This is a genomic window from Demequina oxidasica (assembly GCF_000975115.1).
GTDB classification, from domain to species: Bacteria; Actinomycetota; Actinomycetes; order Actinomycetales; family Demequinaceae; genus Demequina; species Demequina oxidasica.
The window spans coordinates 123,167-138,472 of the sequence record NZ_BBRE01000004.1; the positions used below are offsets into that span (position 1 = coordinate 123,167).

The 15,306-nt window shown below is 63.2% G+C and carries 14 protein-coding genes; 11 read left to right on the forward strand and 3 right to left on the reverse strand.

What is annotated here, in order from left to right; all coding sequences use genetic code 11:
• The first annotated feature begins 1 nt into the window (after window position 1).
• From AOP77_RS11230 to der, 8 genes are read left to right on the forward strand one after another with little or no spacing between them, the layout of a single operon-like run.
• Window positions 2–889 carry a segregation and condensation protein A gene (locus AOP77_RS11230; protein ID WP_062213690.1) on the forward strand — a complete coding sequence of 296 codons (888 nt, stop codon included), beginning with the start codon at window positions 2–4 and terminating at the stop codon, window positions 887–889.
• On the forward strand, window positions 882–1,439 hold the full coding sequence (gene scpB, locus AOP77_RS11235) for an SMC-Scp complex subunit ScpB (RefSeq protein WP_062213692.1): 558 nt from the start codon (window positions 882–884) through the stop codon (window positions 1,437–1,439). Before AOP77_RS11230 ends, scpB begins: the two co-directional genes overlap by 8 nt.
• Window positions 1,439–2,185: a pseudouridine synthase gene (locus tag AOP77_RS11240; RefSeq protein ID WP_062213693.1), complete on the forward strand. Its 747-nt coding sequence runs from the start codon at window positions 1,439–1,441 to the stop codon at window positions 2,183–2,185. Before scpB ends, AOP77_RS11240 begins: the two co-directional genes overlap by 1 nt.
• Window positions 2,186–2,234: 49 nt before the next feature.
• Window positions 2,235–2,597: a chorismate mutase gene (aroH, locus tag AOP77_RS11245; protein ID WP_062213695.1), complete on the forward strand. Its 363-nt coding sequence runs from the start codon at window positions 2,235–2,237 to the stop codon at window positions 2,595–2,597.
• 6 nt (window positions 2,598–2,603) lie between these two features.
• Complete coding sequence (locus tag AOP77_RS11250; protein WP_062213697.1) at window positions 2,604–3,674, forward strand: prephenate dehydrogenase; 1,071 nt, start codon at window positions 2,604–2,606, stop codon at window positions 3,672–3,674.
• Complete coding sequence (gene cmk / locus AOP77_RS11255; RefSeq protein ID WP_062213699.1) at window positions 3,671–4,348, forward strand: (d)CMP kinase; 678 nt, start codon at window positions 3,671–3,673, stop codon at window positions 4,346–4,348. The genes AOP77_RS11250 and cmk overlap by 4 nt, the downstream gene beginning before the upstream one ends.
• Window positions 4,345–5,061, forward strand: coding sequence for a lysophospholipid acyltransferase family protein (locus AOP77_RS11260; protein ID WP_062213701.1), 717 nt, complete (start codon window positions 4,345–4,347; stop codon window positions 5,059–5,061). The genes cmk and AOP77_RS11260 overlap by 4 nt, the downstream gene beginning before the upstream one ends.
• Complete coding sequence (gene der / locus AOP77_RS11265) at window positions 5,058–6,629, forward strand: ribosome biogenesis GTPase Der (protein WP_084622574.1); 1,572 nt, start codon at window positions 5,058–5,060, stop codon at window positions 6,627–6,629. Before AOP77_RS11260 ends, der begins: the two co-directional genes overlap by 4 nt.
• Before the next feature lie 190 nt (window positions 6,630–6,819).
• Here the strand turns inward: der and AOP77_RS11270 are convergent, their stop codons facing one another.
• The 3 genes from AOP77_RS11270 to AOP77_RS11280 all read right to left on the reverse strand — a co-directional run bounded on the left by AOP77_RS11270 (window position 6,820) and on the right by AOP77_RS11280 (window position 9,994).
• A complete protein-coding gene (locus AOP77_RS11270; RefSeq protein ID WP_084622575.1) occupies window positions 6,820–8,247 on the reverse strand; it encodes an HNH endonuclease in 1,428 nt (475 codons plus the stop codon).
• Between the two features lie 219 nt (window positions 8,248–8,466).
• A complete protein-coding gene (locus tag AOP77_RS11275; RefSeq protein ID WP_062213704.1) occupies window positions 8,467–8,964 on the reverse strand; it encodes a hypothetical protein in 498 nt (165 codons plus the stop codon).
• A gap of 388 nt (window positions 8,965–9,352) precedes the next feature.
• Complete coding sequence (locus AOP77_RS11280; protein WP_152649867.1) at window positions 9,353–9,994, reverse strand: DUF6318 family protein; 642 nt, start codon at window positions 9,992–9,994, stop codon at window positions 9,353–9,355.
• A gap of 105 nt (window positions 9,995–10,099) precedes the next feature.
• On the opposite strand from AOP77_RS11280, the gene AOP77_RS11285 reads away from it, so the two are divergent.
• The 3 genes from AOP77_RS11285 (at window position 10,100) to alaS (ending at window position 15,299) form a co-directional block, all read left to right on the forward strand.
• Window positions 10,100–11,431, forward strand: coding sequence for a replication-associated recombination protein A (locus tag AOP77_RS11285; protein WP_062213706.1), 1,332 nt, complete (start codon window positions 10,100–10,102; stop codon window positions 11,429–11,431).
• 414 nt (window positions 11,432–11,845) lie between these two features.
• Entirely contained in the window at window positions 11,846–12,472 is a 627-nt protein-coding gene (rpsD, locus tag AOP77_RS11290) for a 30S ribosomal protein S4 (RefSeq protein WP_061965933.1), read from the forward strand.
• Between the two features lie 148 nt (window positions 12,473–12,620).
• Window positions 12,621–15,299 carry an alanine--tRNA ligase gene (alaS, locus tag AOP77_RS11295; RefSeq protein ID WP_062213707.1) on the forward strand — a complete coding sequence of 893 codons (2,679 nt, stop codon included), beginning with the start codon at window positions 12,621–12,623 and terminating at the stop codon, window positions 15,297–15,299.
• Window positions 15,300–15,306 lie beyond the last annotated feature (7 nt).

Genomic DNA, 15,306 nt, shown 5'->3' on the forward strand with positions numbered 1-15,306 from the left:
CGTGACCGCCGAGGCCACCGCCGCCACGCCCTCGCCTCAGGGCTTCGAGGTTCACCTCGACAACTTTGACGGTCCGTTCGACCTGCTGCTATCGCTGATCTCCAAGCATCAGATGGAGATCACCGAGGTCGCGCTCGCCACCGTCACCGATGACTTCCTGGTGACCGTGCGCACGCACGAAGGCGAATGGGACCTGTCCCAGGCATCGGAATTCCTGGTGGTCGCCGCGACGTTGTTGGACCTTAAGGCCGCACGGTTGTTGCCTCAGGGCGAGGTTGACGACCGCGAGGACCTCGAACTGCTCGAGGCACGAGACCTGCTGTTCGCACGCTTGCTTCAGTACCGCGCCTTCAAGAAGGTCGCCAGCTCGCTCGGCGAGGCCTTCGAGAAGCCCCGACGGGTGCCGCGCGACGTGCCGCTCGAGCCGCATTTCGCGATGCTGCTGCCGGAACTGGTGTGGCGGGTCACTCCTGACGACCTTGCTCGTCTCGCGGCTCACGCTTTACAACCTAAGGCGGCCGATGCCGGGGTCAGTCTTGCGCACCTTCACAACCCCGCGGTGAGCGTCCGCGAGCAGGCGGCCGTCATTACGGGCAGGCTGCAGCGCGACAAGGTGATGTCCTTCCGTGCGTTGGTTCAGGATGCCGACCACGTGAACGTGGTGGTCGCTCGCTTCCTCGCGCTACTGGAGTTGTTTCGCGAATCCGTGGTGGCGTTTGACCAGATGCGCTCGCTAGGCGAGCTGACCGTGCGGTGGACCGGGTCCGACGCGCCAGTTGATGTTTCAGATGAGTTTGACGGTGATGATCTAGAGCCGGGTGAAAGCTTGATAACAGGCGACGATCTGGTGGCCGGTGCACCTGCGCACCAGGGGAGTGAGAATGACTAACGTGACGATTGACGTGAACTTGCGCGGGGCGCTCGAGGCCATCCTGATGGTGGTCGACGAGCCCGTCGCTCCCGCGGATCTCGCTGCGGCCATAGGCGAGCCGGAAGACCAGGTACTTGCCACGTTGCACACGCTGCGCGACGAGTATGCGGATGCGTCCGCACCTCGCGGATTCGAGCTACGCGACGTGGATGGCCGGTGGCGCATGTACAGCTCCAGGCTTTACGCAGATGTGGTGGGCGCGTTCGTCGTGGACGGCCAGAGCGCGCGTCTGTCGCAGGCGGCGCTCGAAACTTTGGCCGTGGTGGCGTATCGTCAACCGGTGACTCGAGGTCAGGTGTCTCAGATTCGCGGAGTGAACGTTGACTCCGTGATGAAGACCCTGAGTGCTCGAGGATTGATCACCGAGGTGGGTGAGATTGGCGGTGCCGTTCAGTACGGCACATCGACCGAGTTTCTGGAGCGCATGGGCGTTGCCTCTCTCGATGAGTTGCCGCCGCTTGCGCCGTACCTGCCCGAGTTGTCCGACGTTGATGGAGAGGCACGCTAGTGGAGCTTGAGATTCACCGCCCGGAGGGCATTCGCCTGCAGAAGGTGCTCGCGTCAGCGGGCGTCGGCTCACGCCGCAAGTGCGAGGACTTCATCGAGGCAGGCCGCGTCAAGGTCAACGGCGACGTCGTGGACCAACTGGGCGTGCGAATTGACCCCGATGAGGTGGTCATCGAGGTTGACGGCAAGCGCATCTCCGTGGACGATTCCAACATCACCGTGGTCCTCAACAAGCCCTCTGGCGTCGTATCGACCATGAGTGACCCGCAAGGCCGGCCCGCGCTCGACCGTTACGTCAGCAACTACACCGAGCGACTCTTCCACGTGGGTCGACTGGACTCCGAGACCACCGGGGTGATTCTGCTCACCAACAACGGCGACCTCGCCAACCGTCTCGCGCACCCCACGCATGGAGTTTCTAAGGTCTACGTCGCCAAGGTGGAGGGCGTCGTACCCAAGTCGATCTGCACTACGCTCCGTGCGGGCGTGGACCTGGATGACGGCCCCGTGCGCGTCACTGACTGCGTGGTGCTCGACACCGGGAAGCAGAACTCGCTGGTGCAGGTCGAGTTGCACGAGGGGCGCAACCGCATTGTGCGGCGTATGTTTGCCACCGCCGGTTTCCCGGTTCTCGAACTGGTGCGCACGCAGTTTGGTCCCATCCGTTTAGGCACGCTCGCGCCGGGCGAGGTTCGCCAACTGGGCCGCGAGGACGTGGGCGCACTCATGAACGTGGCGGGGCTCTAACCCATCCCACCCGTGCGAACTGCCTGCACGTGCCAGATACGATAGGCGCATGACAATCCGGGCTATTCGCGGCGCCACCACGCTGACCGCCGATGAACGTGACCACCTGCACGAACGCACCCAGGAATTGGTGCTGGCGATGCTCGAGTCAAACGATCTCGACACTGACGCCTTGATCTCGGTGTTTTTCACCTGCACGCCAGACATTGTGAGTGACTTTCCGGCCGCCGCCGCGCGCGCGATAGACCTGGGTGCAGTGCCACTGATGTGCGCGCAGGAGATGGCAGTACCAGGCGCGTTGCCCCTGGTCGTCCGGGTCATGATGCACGCGCACCTGGAGACGCCGCGCGATGACGTCCAGCACATTTACCTCCACGACGCCGTGGCGCTTCGCCGCGATCTCGCACAGTAAGACCCCATGTCGAATCCTGAACCCCTCACCACACCCACCACCCACATCATCGGTGCGGGTCTCATTGGGGCGAGCATTGGCATCGGCCTCGTAGCAGAGGGCTGGTCAGTGACCATTGACGACAATGATGCGGACGCGGCGCGACTTGCCCAGAGCATCGGCGCTGGTAGTCGTCCCTCAACTGATCTGAATCCCCAACTCGTCGTGGTCGCCGTGCCGCCCTCCGCAGCATCGGCCGTGGTGAGTTTTGCGCTGAAAACATGGCCCGATGCCACAGTCACCGACGTGGCGAGCGTCAAGGCGCCCATCGCGAAGGCCGCGCACGACTCCGGCCACGGCGATCGGTACGTGGGTTCGCACCCGATGGCGGGGCGCGAAGTATCTGGGGGCTTGGGCGCTCAGGGCGACCTCTTCAAGGCGCGGCCTTGGGTGATCTGCCCTAACGGCAGCGCCGAAGAGGCTCTCGCGCGTGTCAAGCTCCTGCCCGCCGCGCTGCAGTGCGACGTGGTGGTGATGGACGCGGAGGCGCACGATGCGGCAGTGGCCCGGGTCTCGCACGCGCCTCAGGTGGCGGCCTCGGCAGTCGCAGCCGCGCTGGGCACGCTGAGTCCCGCGGATGTGGCACTCGCCGGGCAGGGCCTACGCGACGTGACGCGCATTGCGGCGTCGGAGTCCGGCATGTGGGCGGACATCGCGCGCATGAATCACCATGCGTTGGTGGCGACGCTGGATCACATCATCGGCGACCTAGAGGACGTCAAGGAGGCCGACGACATCGGCGAGGCCCTCACGGACCTCATTGAGCGCGGCCGCATCGAGGTGGCGCGGATTCCCGGCAAGCACGGCGGCGCTCAACGCGACTACACCGCAGTCACCGTCATCGTGCCTGACACTCCAGGACAATTACTGCGCCTTTTGGGTGACGTCGAGTCCGTGGGCGTGAATGTCGAGGATATCGCAATTGAACACTCGCCGCGCCAGCCCGTGGGGCTGACCACGCTTTACGTGGTGAGCGCGCGTGCCAAGGAACTGACTGAGATTTTGAGCGACAAGAACTGGGAGATAGCAGCGTCATGAGTGGAATTGTCATCGCGATCGACGGGCCCGCGGGCACCGGCAAATCGACCGTGTCGCGCGAGGTTGCGCGTCGTCTTGGTCTTGCATATTTCGACACCGGCGCCACCTACCGCGTCGCCACCGTGTGGTGCATGCGTGAAGGTGTCGACTTCGACAACCACGCGGATGTCACGGCAATGATCGAGACTATGAATGTCGAGTTGATTCTTGACCCCAACAACCCGCGCTTCACGCTCGAGGGCGAGGACGTGTCCGCCATGATTCGCACGGACGAGGTGGCGCTGTCGGTATCGCGGGTGGCTACTAACCTTGACGCGCGGGCCGCGCTTGGTCGCTTTCAGCGGGAGGTGATCGCAGGGGAGCGGGACGGCGGATTCTCCGGGGGCCAGGGCATCGTCGCCGAGGGCCGCGACATCACCACGGTGATCGCCCCTGACGCTGAGCTGCGTGTCCTCATGACCGCCGACGACGAGGTGCGTGTGGCACGCCGGGCCGGCGAGGGCGCCGATGTGGCGACTGTTCGCGAAGCAGTGTTGGGGCGTGACAAGAAGGATGCCACCGTGGTGAACTTCCAGACTGCCGCCGATGGCGTGGTCACCTTGGACACGACGGATTTGACGATCGACGAGGCGGTGAACGCCGTTATTGCGCTAGCCCACGAGGTTCAGTCGTGAGCGGCGCGGACGCACCGAGCGAGTGGGGTCCCCGCTGGTCACGGTGGGTAGGGCGCGGACTCGCACGTGGGTTGTGGGCAACCACTGTGCGCGGCAAGCAGAACGTGCCATCCGAGGGTGCCGCGATTGTGGTCGCCAACCACCTTGGGTTTATTGATGGGCCAGTCATTCACGGCGTGATCCCCCGCGGCTCGCACTTTCTGATCTCCGACCACATGTTCACGGGTCCGATTGGGCCGTTGTTGAAGGGGGCCAGCCAGATCAAGGTCGAGGGCGCTGGGCGCACGGCGTTGGCACAGGGGCTTGCCGTTTTGCGGCGCGGCGGTGTGGTCGGGGTTTTCCCTGAGGGCACGCGCGGGGCGGGGTCCGCGGACTCAGTTCACGGGGGCGCGGCGTGGCTCGCACTGCAGTCCGGAGCTCCGATTGTTCCCACCGCTTTGATCGGCACGCGGCACACCGGAGAGAGCGTGAATGTGTGGCCGCGCCCTAGAAGGCGTATCCTCGTGGAGTTTGGCGAGCCCGTTGTGTTGGAGGCGCCCTCGGAGTTGAAGGGGCGCGCGAAGCAGTCTTGGGCCGAGAGCGAGGTGGCCGCGGCATTGCGCCGGCAGGTCACGGCAGCGCTTGCCACCACAGATCTTAAACTTCCCACCGATACCCCGGAGCGGAGCCGCCCCAAGGGTGGCGGCAGTTCCGAACCAAAGGAGAACGCATGAGCGACGACCAGCAGGGCGCCAACCCTGACGCAGGCGATGCGTTTGACGAGGAGTACTTTTCCGGGCTGAGTGCAGTACCCGTCGGTGGCAGGGGAGACGACGCAGTTCCGGCACCTCGTGACTCTGATCCTGAGGAGTCGATGGACGAGATCCGCGAGCACGCGCTGCGAGCCGGACTTGAGGCCTACGACCTCTCCGAGGAAGACTTCGCGACTCTCGACGCCGATGCTGAGGCCTCCACCGAGGCGCAGCTTCCCACCATCGCCATTATCGGCCGCCCGAACGTCGGCAAGTCCACTCTGGTGAACCGCATCATCGGTAAGCGCCTCGCGGTTGTCGAGGACATGCCGGGCGTGACCCGCGACCGCGTGTCCTACCCGGCCGAGTGGGCCGGTACCGACTTCATGCTGATGGATACCGGCGGCTGGGAGGCGAAGGTTGAGGGGCTGGACCTGACCGTCGCGCAGCACGCCGAGGTCGCTATTGACATGGCCGACTCGATCATCTTTGTGGTGGACGCGACCGTAGGCGCGACCGCGACCGACGAGCACGTCGTCAAGTTGCTACGTGCAGCTAAGAAGCCTGTGGTGCTGTGCGCCAACAAGGTGGATGGCCCGCAGGGCGAGCTCGAGGCAGCGGCCCTGTGGAACCTGGGACTCGGCGAGCCGTGGCCTGTTTCCGCGCTGCATGGCCGTGGCACCGGTGACCTGCTTGACGCAGCCGTCGCGTCGCTACCGCTGGAGATGCCTCAAGTCGACATCGACCCCGATGCTCCCCGTCGCGTCGCATTGGTCGGTCGCCCCAACGTGGGCAAGAGTTCACTGCTGAACAAGCTTGCCGGCGAGGACCGTGTGGTGGTCAATGAGTTGGCCGGTACCACGCGTGATCCCGTGGACGAGATTGTCGAGTTTGGCGAGCGCAAGTGGACGCTGGTGGACACTGCCGGTATCCGTCGCCGCGTTCACATGGCCAAGGGTGCTGACTTCTATGCCTCGCTACGTACCGGAGCCGCGATTTCTCGCGCCGAGGTGGCGCTGGTGCTGCTCGATGCCTCCGGGCCGCTGAGCGACCAGGACTTGCGCGTGATCACTCAGGTGGTTGATGCGGGCCGTGCACTGGTGCTCGTGTTTAACAAGTGGGACTTGGTGGGCGAGGACGAGCGATTCCTTTTGGAGCGCTCGATCGAGCAGGACCTGGTTCAGTTGTCCTGGGCGCCGCGAGTCAACCTTTCTGCGTTGACCGGCTGGCACACCAACCGGTTGGTGCCGTCGCTTGACCTCGCGCTGTCGAGCTGGGATCAGCGAATCTCGACTGGCAAGTTGAACTCGTTCCTCGGTGAACTTGTCGCCGAGCACCCTCACCCGGTGCGTTCGGGCAAGCAGCCCAAGATTCTATTCGCCACTCAGGCCTCGACCCGCCCGCCTCGTTTTGTGATCTTCACGAGCGGATTCCTGGACCCGCAGTACCGTCGTTTCATCGAGCGTCGCCTTCGCGAGAACTTTGGCTTCGAGGGCACTCCCATTCAGGTGTCGGTGCGCGTCCGCGAGAAGCGCAAGCGCACCAGGTAGAGGCGGCTTGATCCGGTTGATGTGAAGCGTTGATCGGGTAGTGGGCTGTACTTTTCGTGAGTTCGTGAGTTCGTGAGTTCGTGAGTTCGTGAGTTCGTGAGTTCGTGAGTTCGTGAGTTCGTGAGTTCGTGAGCACGTGAGCACGTGAGCACGTGAGCACGTGAGCACGCCTTACCCGTACTGCGTTGCGTCACGTGGCCTCCATCAGCAGTTCCTCGCCCAACTCTGGTGCGTCGAAGTGCTTGCGGCCGCCGATTCGTGGTTGTCGCGCGGGATCTACATGCTTGGGAGGGGTAAACCAGACCTCACCGTTTTTGACAGAGATCTCCCAATCGTCGCGATGTATTCGATGGTGGCAGGCGACGCAAAGCAGTAGTCCGTTGTTCAAATCCGTGGTCCCACCGTTGCGCCACCATGTGATGTGGTGGGCTTCAGTGAAGCTAGGGGGCGCTCCACACCAGGCACAGCCGCCATCGCGCTCGCCCAACGCGATTCGTTGAGCCTTGTTGAAGGGACGCCTGGCGCGTCCAACGTCGAGAACTTCTCCCTCGCCTCCGAGTACGAGAGGAATGATCTCGGCGTCTGCCGCCATCCGACGTACGGTCGCCACGCTCACTGGCTGGCTAAGTCCGTCGATCTGGGCTGAGCCAGCACCGGACTGAAGATCGCTTAGAGTTAGCCGAACCACGACCGTCGTCTTCGCCAAAGTGGTGGAGGTCTGAGTGCAGCCAAGTGCATGGCGGCAAATCTCGGCCAGTGCATCGGCTCGCATCTGGGCAGGTTCTCGTTGATCCGAGCGTTTCGGGTCCTGACCACGAGTGCGGTGGAGTGTCGACGCAACCAGAGAATCGACCGCAGCCTTGATAGGCGCAGCCGTCTCTGGGTCGAGCCGTCCACGAATGTTGATTGCACCAGCGCGGTCCTCGGTCATAGTTAGGTAGCGATCCTGCTTGAGAAGTTCCTCTGTCTTGACGACGGAGCGAGTGTCTAGTTGCGCTTCTAACTGGCGTGCAAACTTCGAGAGATTTTCAAGGGTCATGGTGGGGGCGCAATTGACCAGCCGACGTTCGGCCTCAACCCAAAGGCTAGGGTCGGCAACAGGCTCCGTGCGATCCAGCATCGCGATAATGATGTTCGACGCATCGGTATGAATTTCGCCTGCGAACAGCGCGCTGCGTAGGAATCGGAAGCGTGGAGGCTGGCTCTGCTCCGGTACGTCGCCGTCCGCGAGGTTCTCTAGGGCGTCGCTGGCAGTGGCCAGGTCGGGAGAGCCTGGACGGTTCATTGACGCTGCTGCCTTGCCGACCTCAACAAGACGGCGGGCTTCCGTACGGCTCCCGCCCGTTGCTCTCGCAACTAGCGATTCGGGGTTTGCAAAGCCTGACTTCTTCGCTAAGCCCCCGGCTCCGGCTTCCGGTGCGGACCTGCGGCCAATTTCCCCAGACAATTGTGCAAGAACGGCATCGACATCACGCCGAACTTTGCTGAAAGCGCTCAAAGCATTGAGAAGTTGAGCGGACTCGAACTCCTCAAGCGAGGATGCGGAACTTTCTAATGACCCCAACAAGTCGCAGGCTTCAGCGGTGTCACGCTGGAGAACACTGGTGGTTGAAGTCATGACTCAATTCAATCAAAAGGGTCTGACATCAGGGGTGATGCTTGGTGGATCTGTGGAAACGTTGCTCCTCTGGAGCCCTGTGGGCAACGGTTGCGAGGTGGCAAACTTGAGCGGCGCCGCGGTCCGCGCTGCGGAGAGTCCGCTGAGGCTTGGACGCCTCCGATGTTCCCGAAAGAACGCGGGTACCGGCGCAGCAACTTCGCCGATTGGTGCCGCTGGCTACCGGCAGTTGCCGTTGAGGTCGCAGGCCACCAGCTGAGAATGGGGGTTGCGAATTTCGATGGTTATCGGTGGCGACTCGCTGGTGATCGCGGTGCCGAATGGAACCCATTCGCCGTCACCGATGCGGTACTGACCGTTCCAACTTGTCCCCAAGTTCACCGTGACGTGGCCCTCCTGGTGGGCGTACGTGTGAGTCAAAGTGGGGTTGGGGTAGGGCGAGCCGGGGTCGTCTGTGACGGTGCTCTCGCCGTCACCCCACGTCCACGTAAAGTTCGCGGGCGTGGCACGGATTTGAACATCCTCACCGAGGAGGTTAGCCCGGTGGACGACCGGAGTGTCGTCGGCCAATGCGATAGTGGGGACGTTCGCGTATACCCAGGCAGCGTCAGGTTGCAGTCTCGCCGCACTCGGGGTGGGAGTCAGCGTGGCCCACTCATGCTCGATCGCCGCGAGTAACTCGTCCGTGTTGTCGGCGCAGACATACCAGGACAGCATTTCCCAACGGGACCAGTTGCCATCCGCTTGCTGGGTGCGGGCGAAGAGTGGTTGCTGTGCGAGCGCGCCGTCTGGACAAGTTTCCTCGACGTCTCCTTGAGTCTCACACCCAGGTGCCCAGTCGTAGTTGTAAGCCCGGAGTTCGCAGCCAGTTGCGCGGGCGTACTCGACTACGGCTTCATCCTTTGAGCGTTTTTGTTGCGCTATCGGTTGGGAGTCGGACCGCTGACGCGCCCTACTTTCACCCTCGACTACATAGCGATCTTCGGTCTCAGTCGTACGACCACCGAAGGACGGGCCTTCTTGATCCGCTTTACTAGGCGCGCTCACGCACAGTAAAGAAAGCCACGCGACTGCCGCGATCGCAGCGATCCGAGTGCGCAACCAACTATCCATCGACCGCAACACCACTAACGCGCCATACGTCGCCTAGTCGGTCGAGCTTCATAGTGAATACCGCGGTCCCAGCGGGTTCAGAAACCACAATTTCGCCTTCCACAGACTCGAGCCTCGCTTCATTGAGATCGGCGGTCAACGTCACATAGACCGAACCGTCATCGCTCAAATTCGCCTCGACTGTGTTGTCACGCGGAACAATTTCACCACCGGTGGCATTGAGGTTGTCCCTATGAACCTGCATCGCGTTCTGAAGTGCTGAGGAGCAATATTGGCAGCTCGGTGCAGAGAGCGCCGTCCAAACTGAATTGTCGCCTGTGTGAAACATTCGCGCGTACTCCGTGAGAAAGTATGGCGCTGTATAAACCGCTCCTTGGAGATCGGGGATTTCAGCACCAGCGGGCAGGATCTCGAGAAGTTCCTCGTCGGTCAGCCCCGCCGCACTTTCAGTCGCGGAGGTAGACGGGCTAGGCGATTCAGAGACTGAGGCGCTCTCGCTAGGCGAGACGGCTTCAGTAGGAGTCGGCGTGTAGGTGGCTATTGGGTCGGACGCGCCACATCCCACGAGTCCCACGGCGATCCCTGCAATCGCACCGCCGGTTGCCAGCATCTTTGCCGCATTCTTCGCATCCATGACCACGACCATAGCGAAGTCCACCAACTCATGCAGTCTGGAAGGTGAGGGTGTGGATAAAATTGTTCGCACTCACCACCCCCGCGCCGCGCTTAGGCTAAACCCATGGATTTGTTCGAGTCGGCCCACCGCACGGGAAGCGGCGTACCCACCCCCGGCGACAACGCGCCGCTCGCCGTCCGGATGCGCCCGCGCGAGCTCCAGGAGGTCGTGGGCCAGGCTCACCTACTTAACGAGAACAGCCCACTGGTCCGCCTCATCGGCGACGATGCTCCCGCGACCTCCGTGATTTTGTGGGGTCCGCCCGGCACCGGTAAGACCACCCTTGCCTACTTGGTCGCAGGCAAGCGCCGCTTTGTGGAACTCTCCGCTGTGACGGCAGGCGTCAAGGATGTGCGCGCGGTGATCGAGGACAGCAAGCGACGCATCGCCACCGGCGAGCGCGAGACTGTGATGTTCATCGACGAGATCCACCGCTTCACCCGGAGCCAACAGGACTCTCTTCTGCCCGCGGTGGAGAATCGCTGGATCACGCTCGTCGGCGCGACCACCGAGAATCCGAGCTTCTCTGTGGTGGGCCCCCTGCTTAGCCGGAGCCTCCTTCTTGTGCTCCAACCCCTCGCCGGCTCGGACATCGACGACCTCATTACACGCGCACTCGAGGACGAGCGTGGTCTCGAAGGCAAGATCACCATCGACGACGAGGCCCGGGCGCACATCGTCCGCGTTGCCGGCGCCGATGCCCGCAAAGCACTCACGCTTCTCGAGGCCGTCGCGGACGCGGCCGCGCGCGCTGACAAGGTCATCACCGCTGAGATCACCGAACGCACCATGGACACCGCGCTCGTCGCCTACGACAAGTCCGGCGATCAGCATTACGACGTCATCAGCGCATTCATCAAGTCTGTCCGCGGCTCCGACGTCGATGCCGCGCTTCATTACCTGGCACGCATGGTCGTGGCGGGGGAAGACCCCCGCTTCATCGCCCGCCGGCTGGTAGTCCTGGCCGCGGAGGACATTGGGATGGCGGACCCGCAAGGCCTGGTCATCGCGCAGGCAGCTGCCGACGCAGTCAGCTTCATCGGCATGCCCGAAGGCCGGATTCCCCTTGCAGAGGCGACCACTTACCTGGCCCTCGCACCCAAGTCCAACCGGTCGTACCACGCCATCGACGCAGCGATCGCGGACGTGAGGGCCGGTAGGGCCGGGGTAGTGCCAGACCACCTGCGCGATGCGCACTATGCGGGTGCAGAACGAGTGGGGCACGGCAAGGGGTACAAGTACTCCCATGACGCCGACCACGGCGTGGCCAACCAGACCTACCTTCCCGAGTCGTTGGCGGGGGAGCGCTACTACAAGCCCACGGATCACGGATACGAGCGCGCCGTCGCCGAGCGACTCACCATCATCCGCAACATGCTCGGCAGGGAAAAGTAGACGCTTCGCTCCCCGCGCGCAGCCTATTGGTCCGATTTGGCCCGGCTAGACTCGGGTCTGCTTGCTGATGGTCCGATTTGATCCGGCGGCGTCGGAGAGGGCATCCCGGAGCCTCGCTCGCACGGTTCCGACAAGGTGCAATAGCGCGTGAGGGCTTTAAGAGTTGCGCCAAATCGGACCAATACGTGGGTGGTGCGAGTGTGGGGGCGCGCAGGTGCGAGTTCCGGAGTTCAGGCCCATGTCGACGCGCCCATCAGTCTGAAGCCGCACGGGCCCAGAGTTTGCTACCATTGACGAAGCCCTCGCGGGCGGTTGGCTGCTGTCCCCGCGAAAACTCACATATATGTATGGCAAACGAACACGCCTGCGTCAAAGCGACACAGACAGCGCGTTCATCACTCTTAAGGATAAATTTTGACTTCAGTACAGCGCGCGCGCCGACAGGTACGCCTGTCACGCGCTCTGGGCATTGCCCTGACCCCCAAGGCCGTCAAGCACTTCGAGAAGCGCCCTTACCCTCCGGGTGAGCACGGCCGCACCGCTCGTCGTAAGGAAAGCGACTACGCGGTTCGTCTTCGCGAGAAGCAGCGTTTGCGCGCCCAGTACGGCCTTCGTGAGAAGCAGATGACCCGTGTCTTCGAGGAAGCTCGTAAGGAAAACGGTCTGACTGGTGAGGCATTCGTCGAGCTGCTCGAAATGCGTCTTGACGCACTCGTCCTGCGCTCGGGATTTGCCCGCACCATCCTGCAGGCGCGTCAGTCGGTTCTGCACCGCCACATTATGGTTGATGGCCAGATCGTCGACCGCCCGTCCTTCCGAGTGAAGCCCGGCCAGACCATTCAGGTCAAGCCCAAGGCCGTCACCATGGAGCCCTACATGGCTGCCGCCGCTGGCGCGCACCGCGATGTACTCCCCGAGGTCCCGGACTACCTGGACGTCTCGCTCGAGAAGCTCTCCTCCAAGCTGTCGCGTCGCCCCAAGCGCGCCGAGGTCCCCGTGACCTGCGAAGTGCAGCTGGTCGTTGAGTTCTACGCTCGCTAAAAAGCTCGCGTAACTCGCACCAAGAGAACTACATATAGCGACAGAACAACTAGGCTGTTCACCAGCCCAGGAGCGACTGTCTTAACGCGATACGCACTGTCCCTGGGCAGTGCGTATCGTCGTTTAACCCCCGAGGAGAACCACCAAAATGCGCACTGCCGATATCCGCCAGCGTTGGGTCGATTACTACGCGAGCAAGGATCACCACATCGCGCCTAGCACGTCGCTGGTCTCCCCGGACCCCAGCCTGCTGTTTACCGTCGCCGGCATGGTCCCCTTCATTCCGTACATCATCGGCACGGAAGAGTCGCAGTACCCGCGAATCGCGTCGGTCCAGAAGTGCATTCGTACTAAGGACATCGAGGAAGTCGGCAAGACCACCCGTCACGGCACGTTCTTCCAGATGATGGGCAATTTCTCCTTCGGTGACTACTTCAAGGAAGGCGCGATTGACTACGCGTGGGACCTGCTGACCGGGTCCGAGGCCGACGGCAAGTTTGGCCTCGACCCCGAGCGCCTGTGGGTCACCACCTGGGACGGCGACCACGAGGCACACTCGGCGTTGCGCAACATCGGCGTTCCCTCGGAGCACATCGTGAAGCTCACGCGCTTTGAGAACTTCTGGGACACCGGCCAGCCTGGACCTGCAGGCCCCTGTGCAGAGTGGCACTACGACCGCGGTCCCGAGTTTGGCCCCGAGGCCGAGGGAGGCACGGTCGACCCCGGCGGCGACCGCTACCTCGAGCTGTGGAACCTGGTGTTCGACCAGTACCTGCGTGGAGCGACGCCTACCAGCGGCCACCCCAAGGACTACGAGCTCATTCACGAACTCGACAAGAAGTGCATCGACACCGGTGCAGGTCTTGAGCGCATCGCGTACCTCACGCAGGGCGTAAACAACATGTACGAGATTGACGAGGTCTTCCCGGTCATCCAGAAGGCCGAGGAAATGACGGGCATCGCGTACGGATCGAGTGAGGAGAACGACATCCGCATGCGGATTGTCGCCGACCACGTTCGCTCGTCACTCATGCTGATTGACGACGGCATCAAGCCTGGTAACGAGGGCCGCGGCTACGTTCTGCGCCGGCTGCTCCGCCGCACAGTACGCGCCATGCGCCTCATGGGAGTGGACGGCCATGCGCTGCCAGACCTCCTTCCCGCGTCCTACGGCGCCATGAAGTTGTCCTACCCACACCTCGACGCTGAATTCCCGCGCATCGAGGCCGTCGCCTACAACGAAGAGGACGCCTTCCGTCGCACGCTTGTGTCCGGCACCACGATCTTCGACACCGCCGTAGCAGACACCAAAAAGGCGGGCGGCACGGTCCTCTCCGGCAAGGATGCCTTCGCGCTGCACGACACCTACGGCTTTCCCATCGACATCACGCTTGAAATGGCGTCCGAGCAGGGCGTTCAGGTCGACGAGGCGAAGTTCCGCGAGCTCATGCAGGAGCAGAAGGAGCGCGCCCGCGCGGACTCCAAGGCCAAGAAGGGCGGCCACGCTGACACCGCCGTCTATCACGGCATCAAGGATGAGCGCGGAACCGAGTTCAAGGGTTACGACGAGCTCGTTACCGCCACTCAGATCCAGGCAATCCTCAAGGACGGCAAGACCGTCCCAGTCGCCGTCGCGGGCGACACGGTGGAGGTCGTCCTGCCCCAGACTCCGTTCTACGCCGAGTCTGGAGGCCAGGAAGCCGATGCTGGGGTCATCCAGTCCCAGGGCGGCACCTTGGACGTTCTGGACGTCCAGCGCCCCATCAAGGGTTTAGTGGTCCACACCGTCAACGTGACCGAGGGTGAGATCGCCGTCGGTGACGAGGTTTCCGCTCAGGTGGACCAGAACTGGCGCACCGGCGCCCGTCAAGCCCACTCCGGAACGCACCTGGTCCACGCGGCTCTTCGCGAGGTGCTCGGACCGCAGGCGCTGCAGTCCGGCTCGTATAACAAGCCCGGCTACCTGCGCCTGGACTTCAGCTGGCCCTCGGCACTAAGCCCCGAGACGCGCAGCGAGATCGAGGAAGTCACCAACCGTGCCATCCGCTCGGACCTGGGCGTCAGTGCGCAGTACATGACGCTGCCCGAGGCAAAGAAGTGGGGTGCTGTCGCGCTGTTCGGCGAGACGTATGACCAGGAAGTCCGCGTGGTGGAGATTGGCGGTGAATGGTCCCGCGAGCTCTGTGGTGGAACGCACGTGGACCACTCCAGCCAAGTGGGCCTCGTGGCCGTCACGTCGGAGTCCTCCGTGGGCTCCGGCTCGCGCCGTGTCGAGGCCTTCGTGGGCCTCGAGGCCTTCCAGAAGCTCGCCGCCGAGCGCGCGCTGGTCAGTGAACTTACCACCACGCTCAAGGTGCAGCCCAACGAACTGAAGTCCCGCGTGGAGAAGCTACTGGAGCGCGTCGCCGACGCTGAGAAGCAGCTCACCGGGTATCGCCAGCAGGCTATGCAGCAGGTAGCCGCGACTCTGGTGGATTCCGCGCAGGATGCCGGGGGAGTGCGCGTCATCGCGCACCAGTCCGTCAACGCGGCCGATGCTGACGACCTTCGCACCATCGTCACCGACGTGCGTGCTCGCTTGGGTGAAGGTGAGCCTGCTGTCGTGGCAGTGGCCGCAGAGATTGACGGGCGACCGCAGATTGTGGTTGCCACCAACCAGGCGGCGCGTGATGCCGGACTGAAGGCCGGAAACCTCGTCAAGACAGCATCGGCCGTTTTGGGCGGTGGAGGCGGTGGCAAGCCTGACCTCGCGCAAGGTGGCGGGCAGGATGCCAGCAAGATTGGCGACGCCCTGACTGCGGTCACTGAGGCGGTGCGCACTCGCTAGCGCGAGG

Bases quoted from the DNA above. Each gene is read 5' to 3' on its own strand.
- scpB (WP_062213692.1), top strand. From the start codon at position 882: ATGACTAACGTGACGATTGACGTGAACTTGCGCGGGGCGCTCGAGGCC.
- aroH (WP_062213695.1), top strand. From the start codon at position 2,235: ATGACAATCCGGGCTATTCGCGGCGCCACCACGCTGACCGCCGATGAA.
- AOP77_RS11250 (WP_062213697.1), top strand. From the start codon at position 2,604: ATGTCGAATCCTGAACCCCTCACCACACCCACCACCCACATCATCGGT.
- cmk (WP_062213699.1), top strand. From the start codon at position 3,671: ATGAGTGGAATTGTCATCGCGATCGACGGGCCCGCGGGCACCGGCAAA.
- der (WP_084622574.1), top strand. From the start codon at position 5,058: ATGAGCGACGACCAGCAGGGCGCCAACCCTGACGCAGGCGATGCGTTT.
- AOP77_RS11270 (WP_084622575.1), bottom strand. From the start codon at position 8,247: ATGACTTCAACCACCAGTGTTCTCCAGCGTGACACCGCTGAAGCCTGC.
- AOP77_RS11275 (WP_062213704.1), bottom strand. From the start codon at position 8,964: ATGCTGTCCTGGTATGTCTGCGCCGACAACACGGACGAGTTACTCGCG.
- AOP77_RS11280 (WP_152649867.1), bottom strand. From the start codon at position 9,994: ATGGATGCGAAGAATGCGGCAAAGATGCTGGCAACCGGCGGTGCGATT.
- AOP77_RS11285 (WP_062213706.1), top strand. From the start codon at position 10,100: ATGGATTTGTTCGAGTCGGCCCACCGCACGGGAAGCGGCGTACCCACC.
- alaS (WP_062213707.1), top strand. From the start codon at position 12,621: ATGCGCACTGCCGATATCCGCCAGCGTTGGGTCGATTACTACGCGAGC.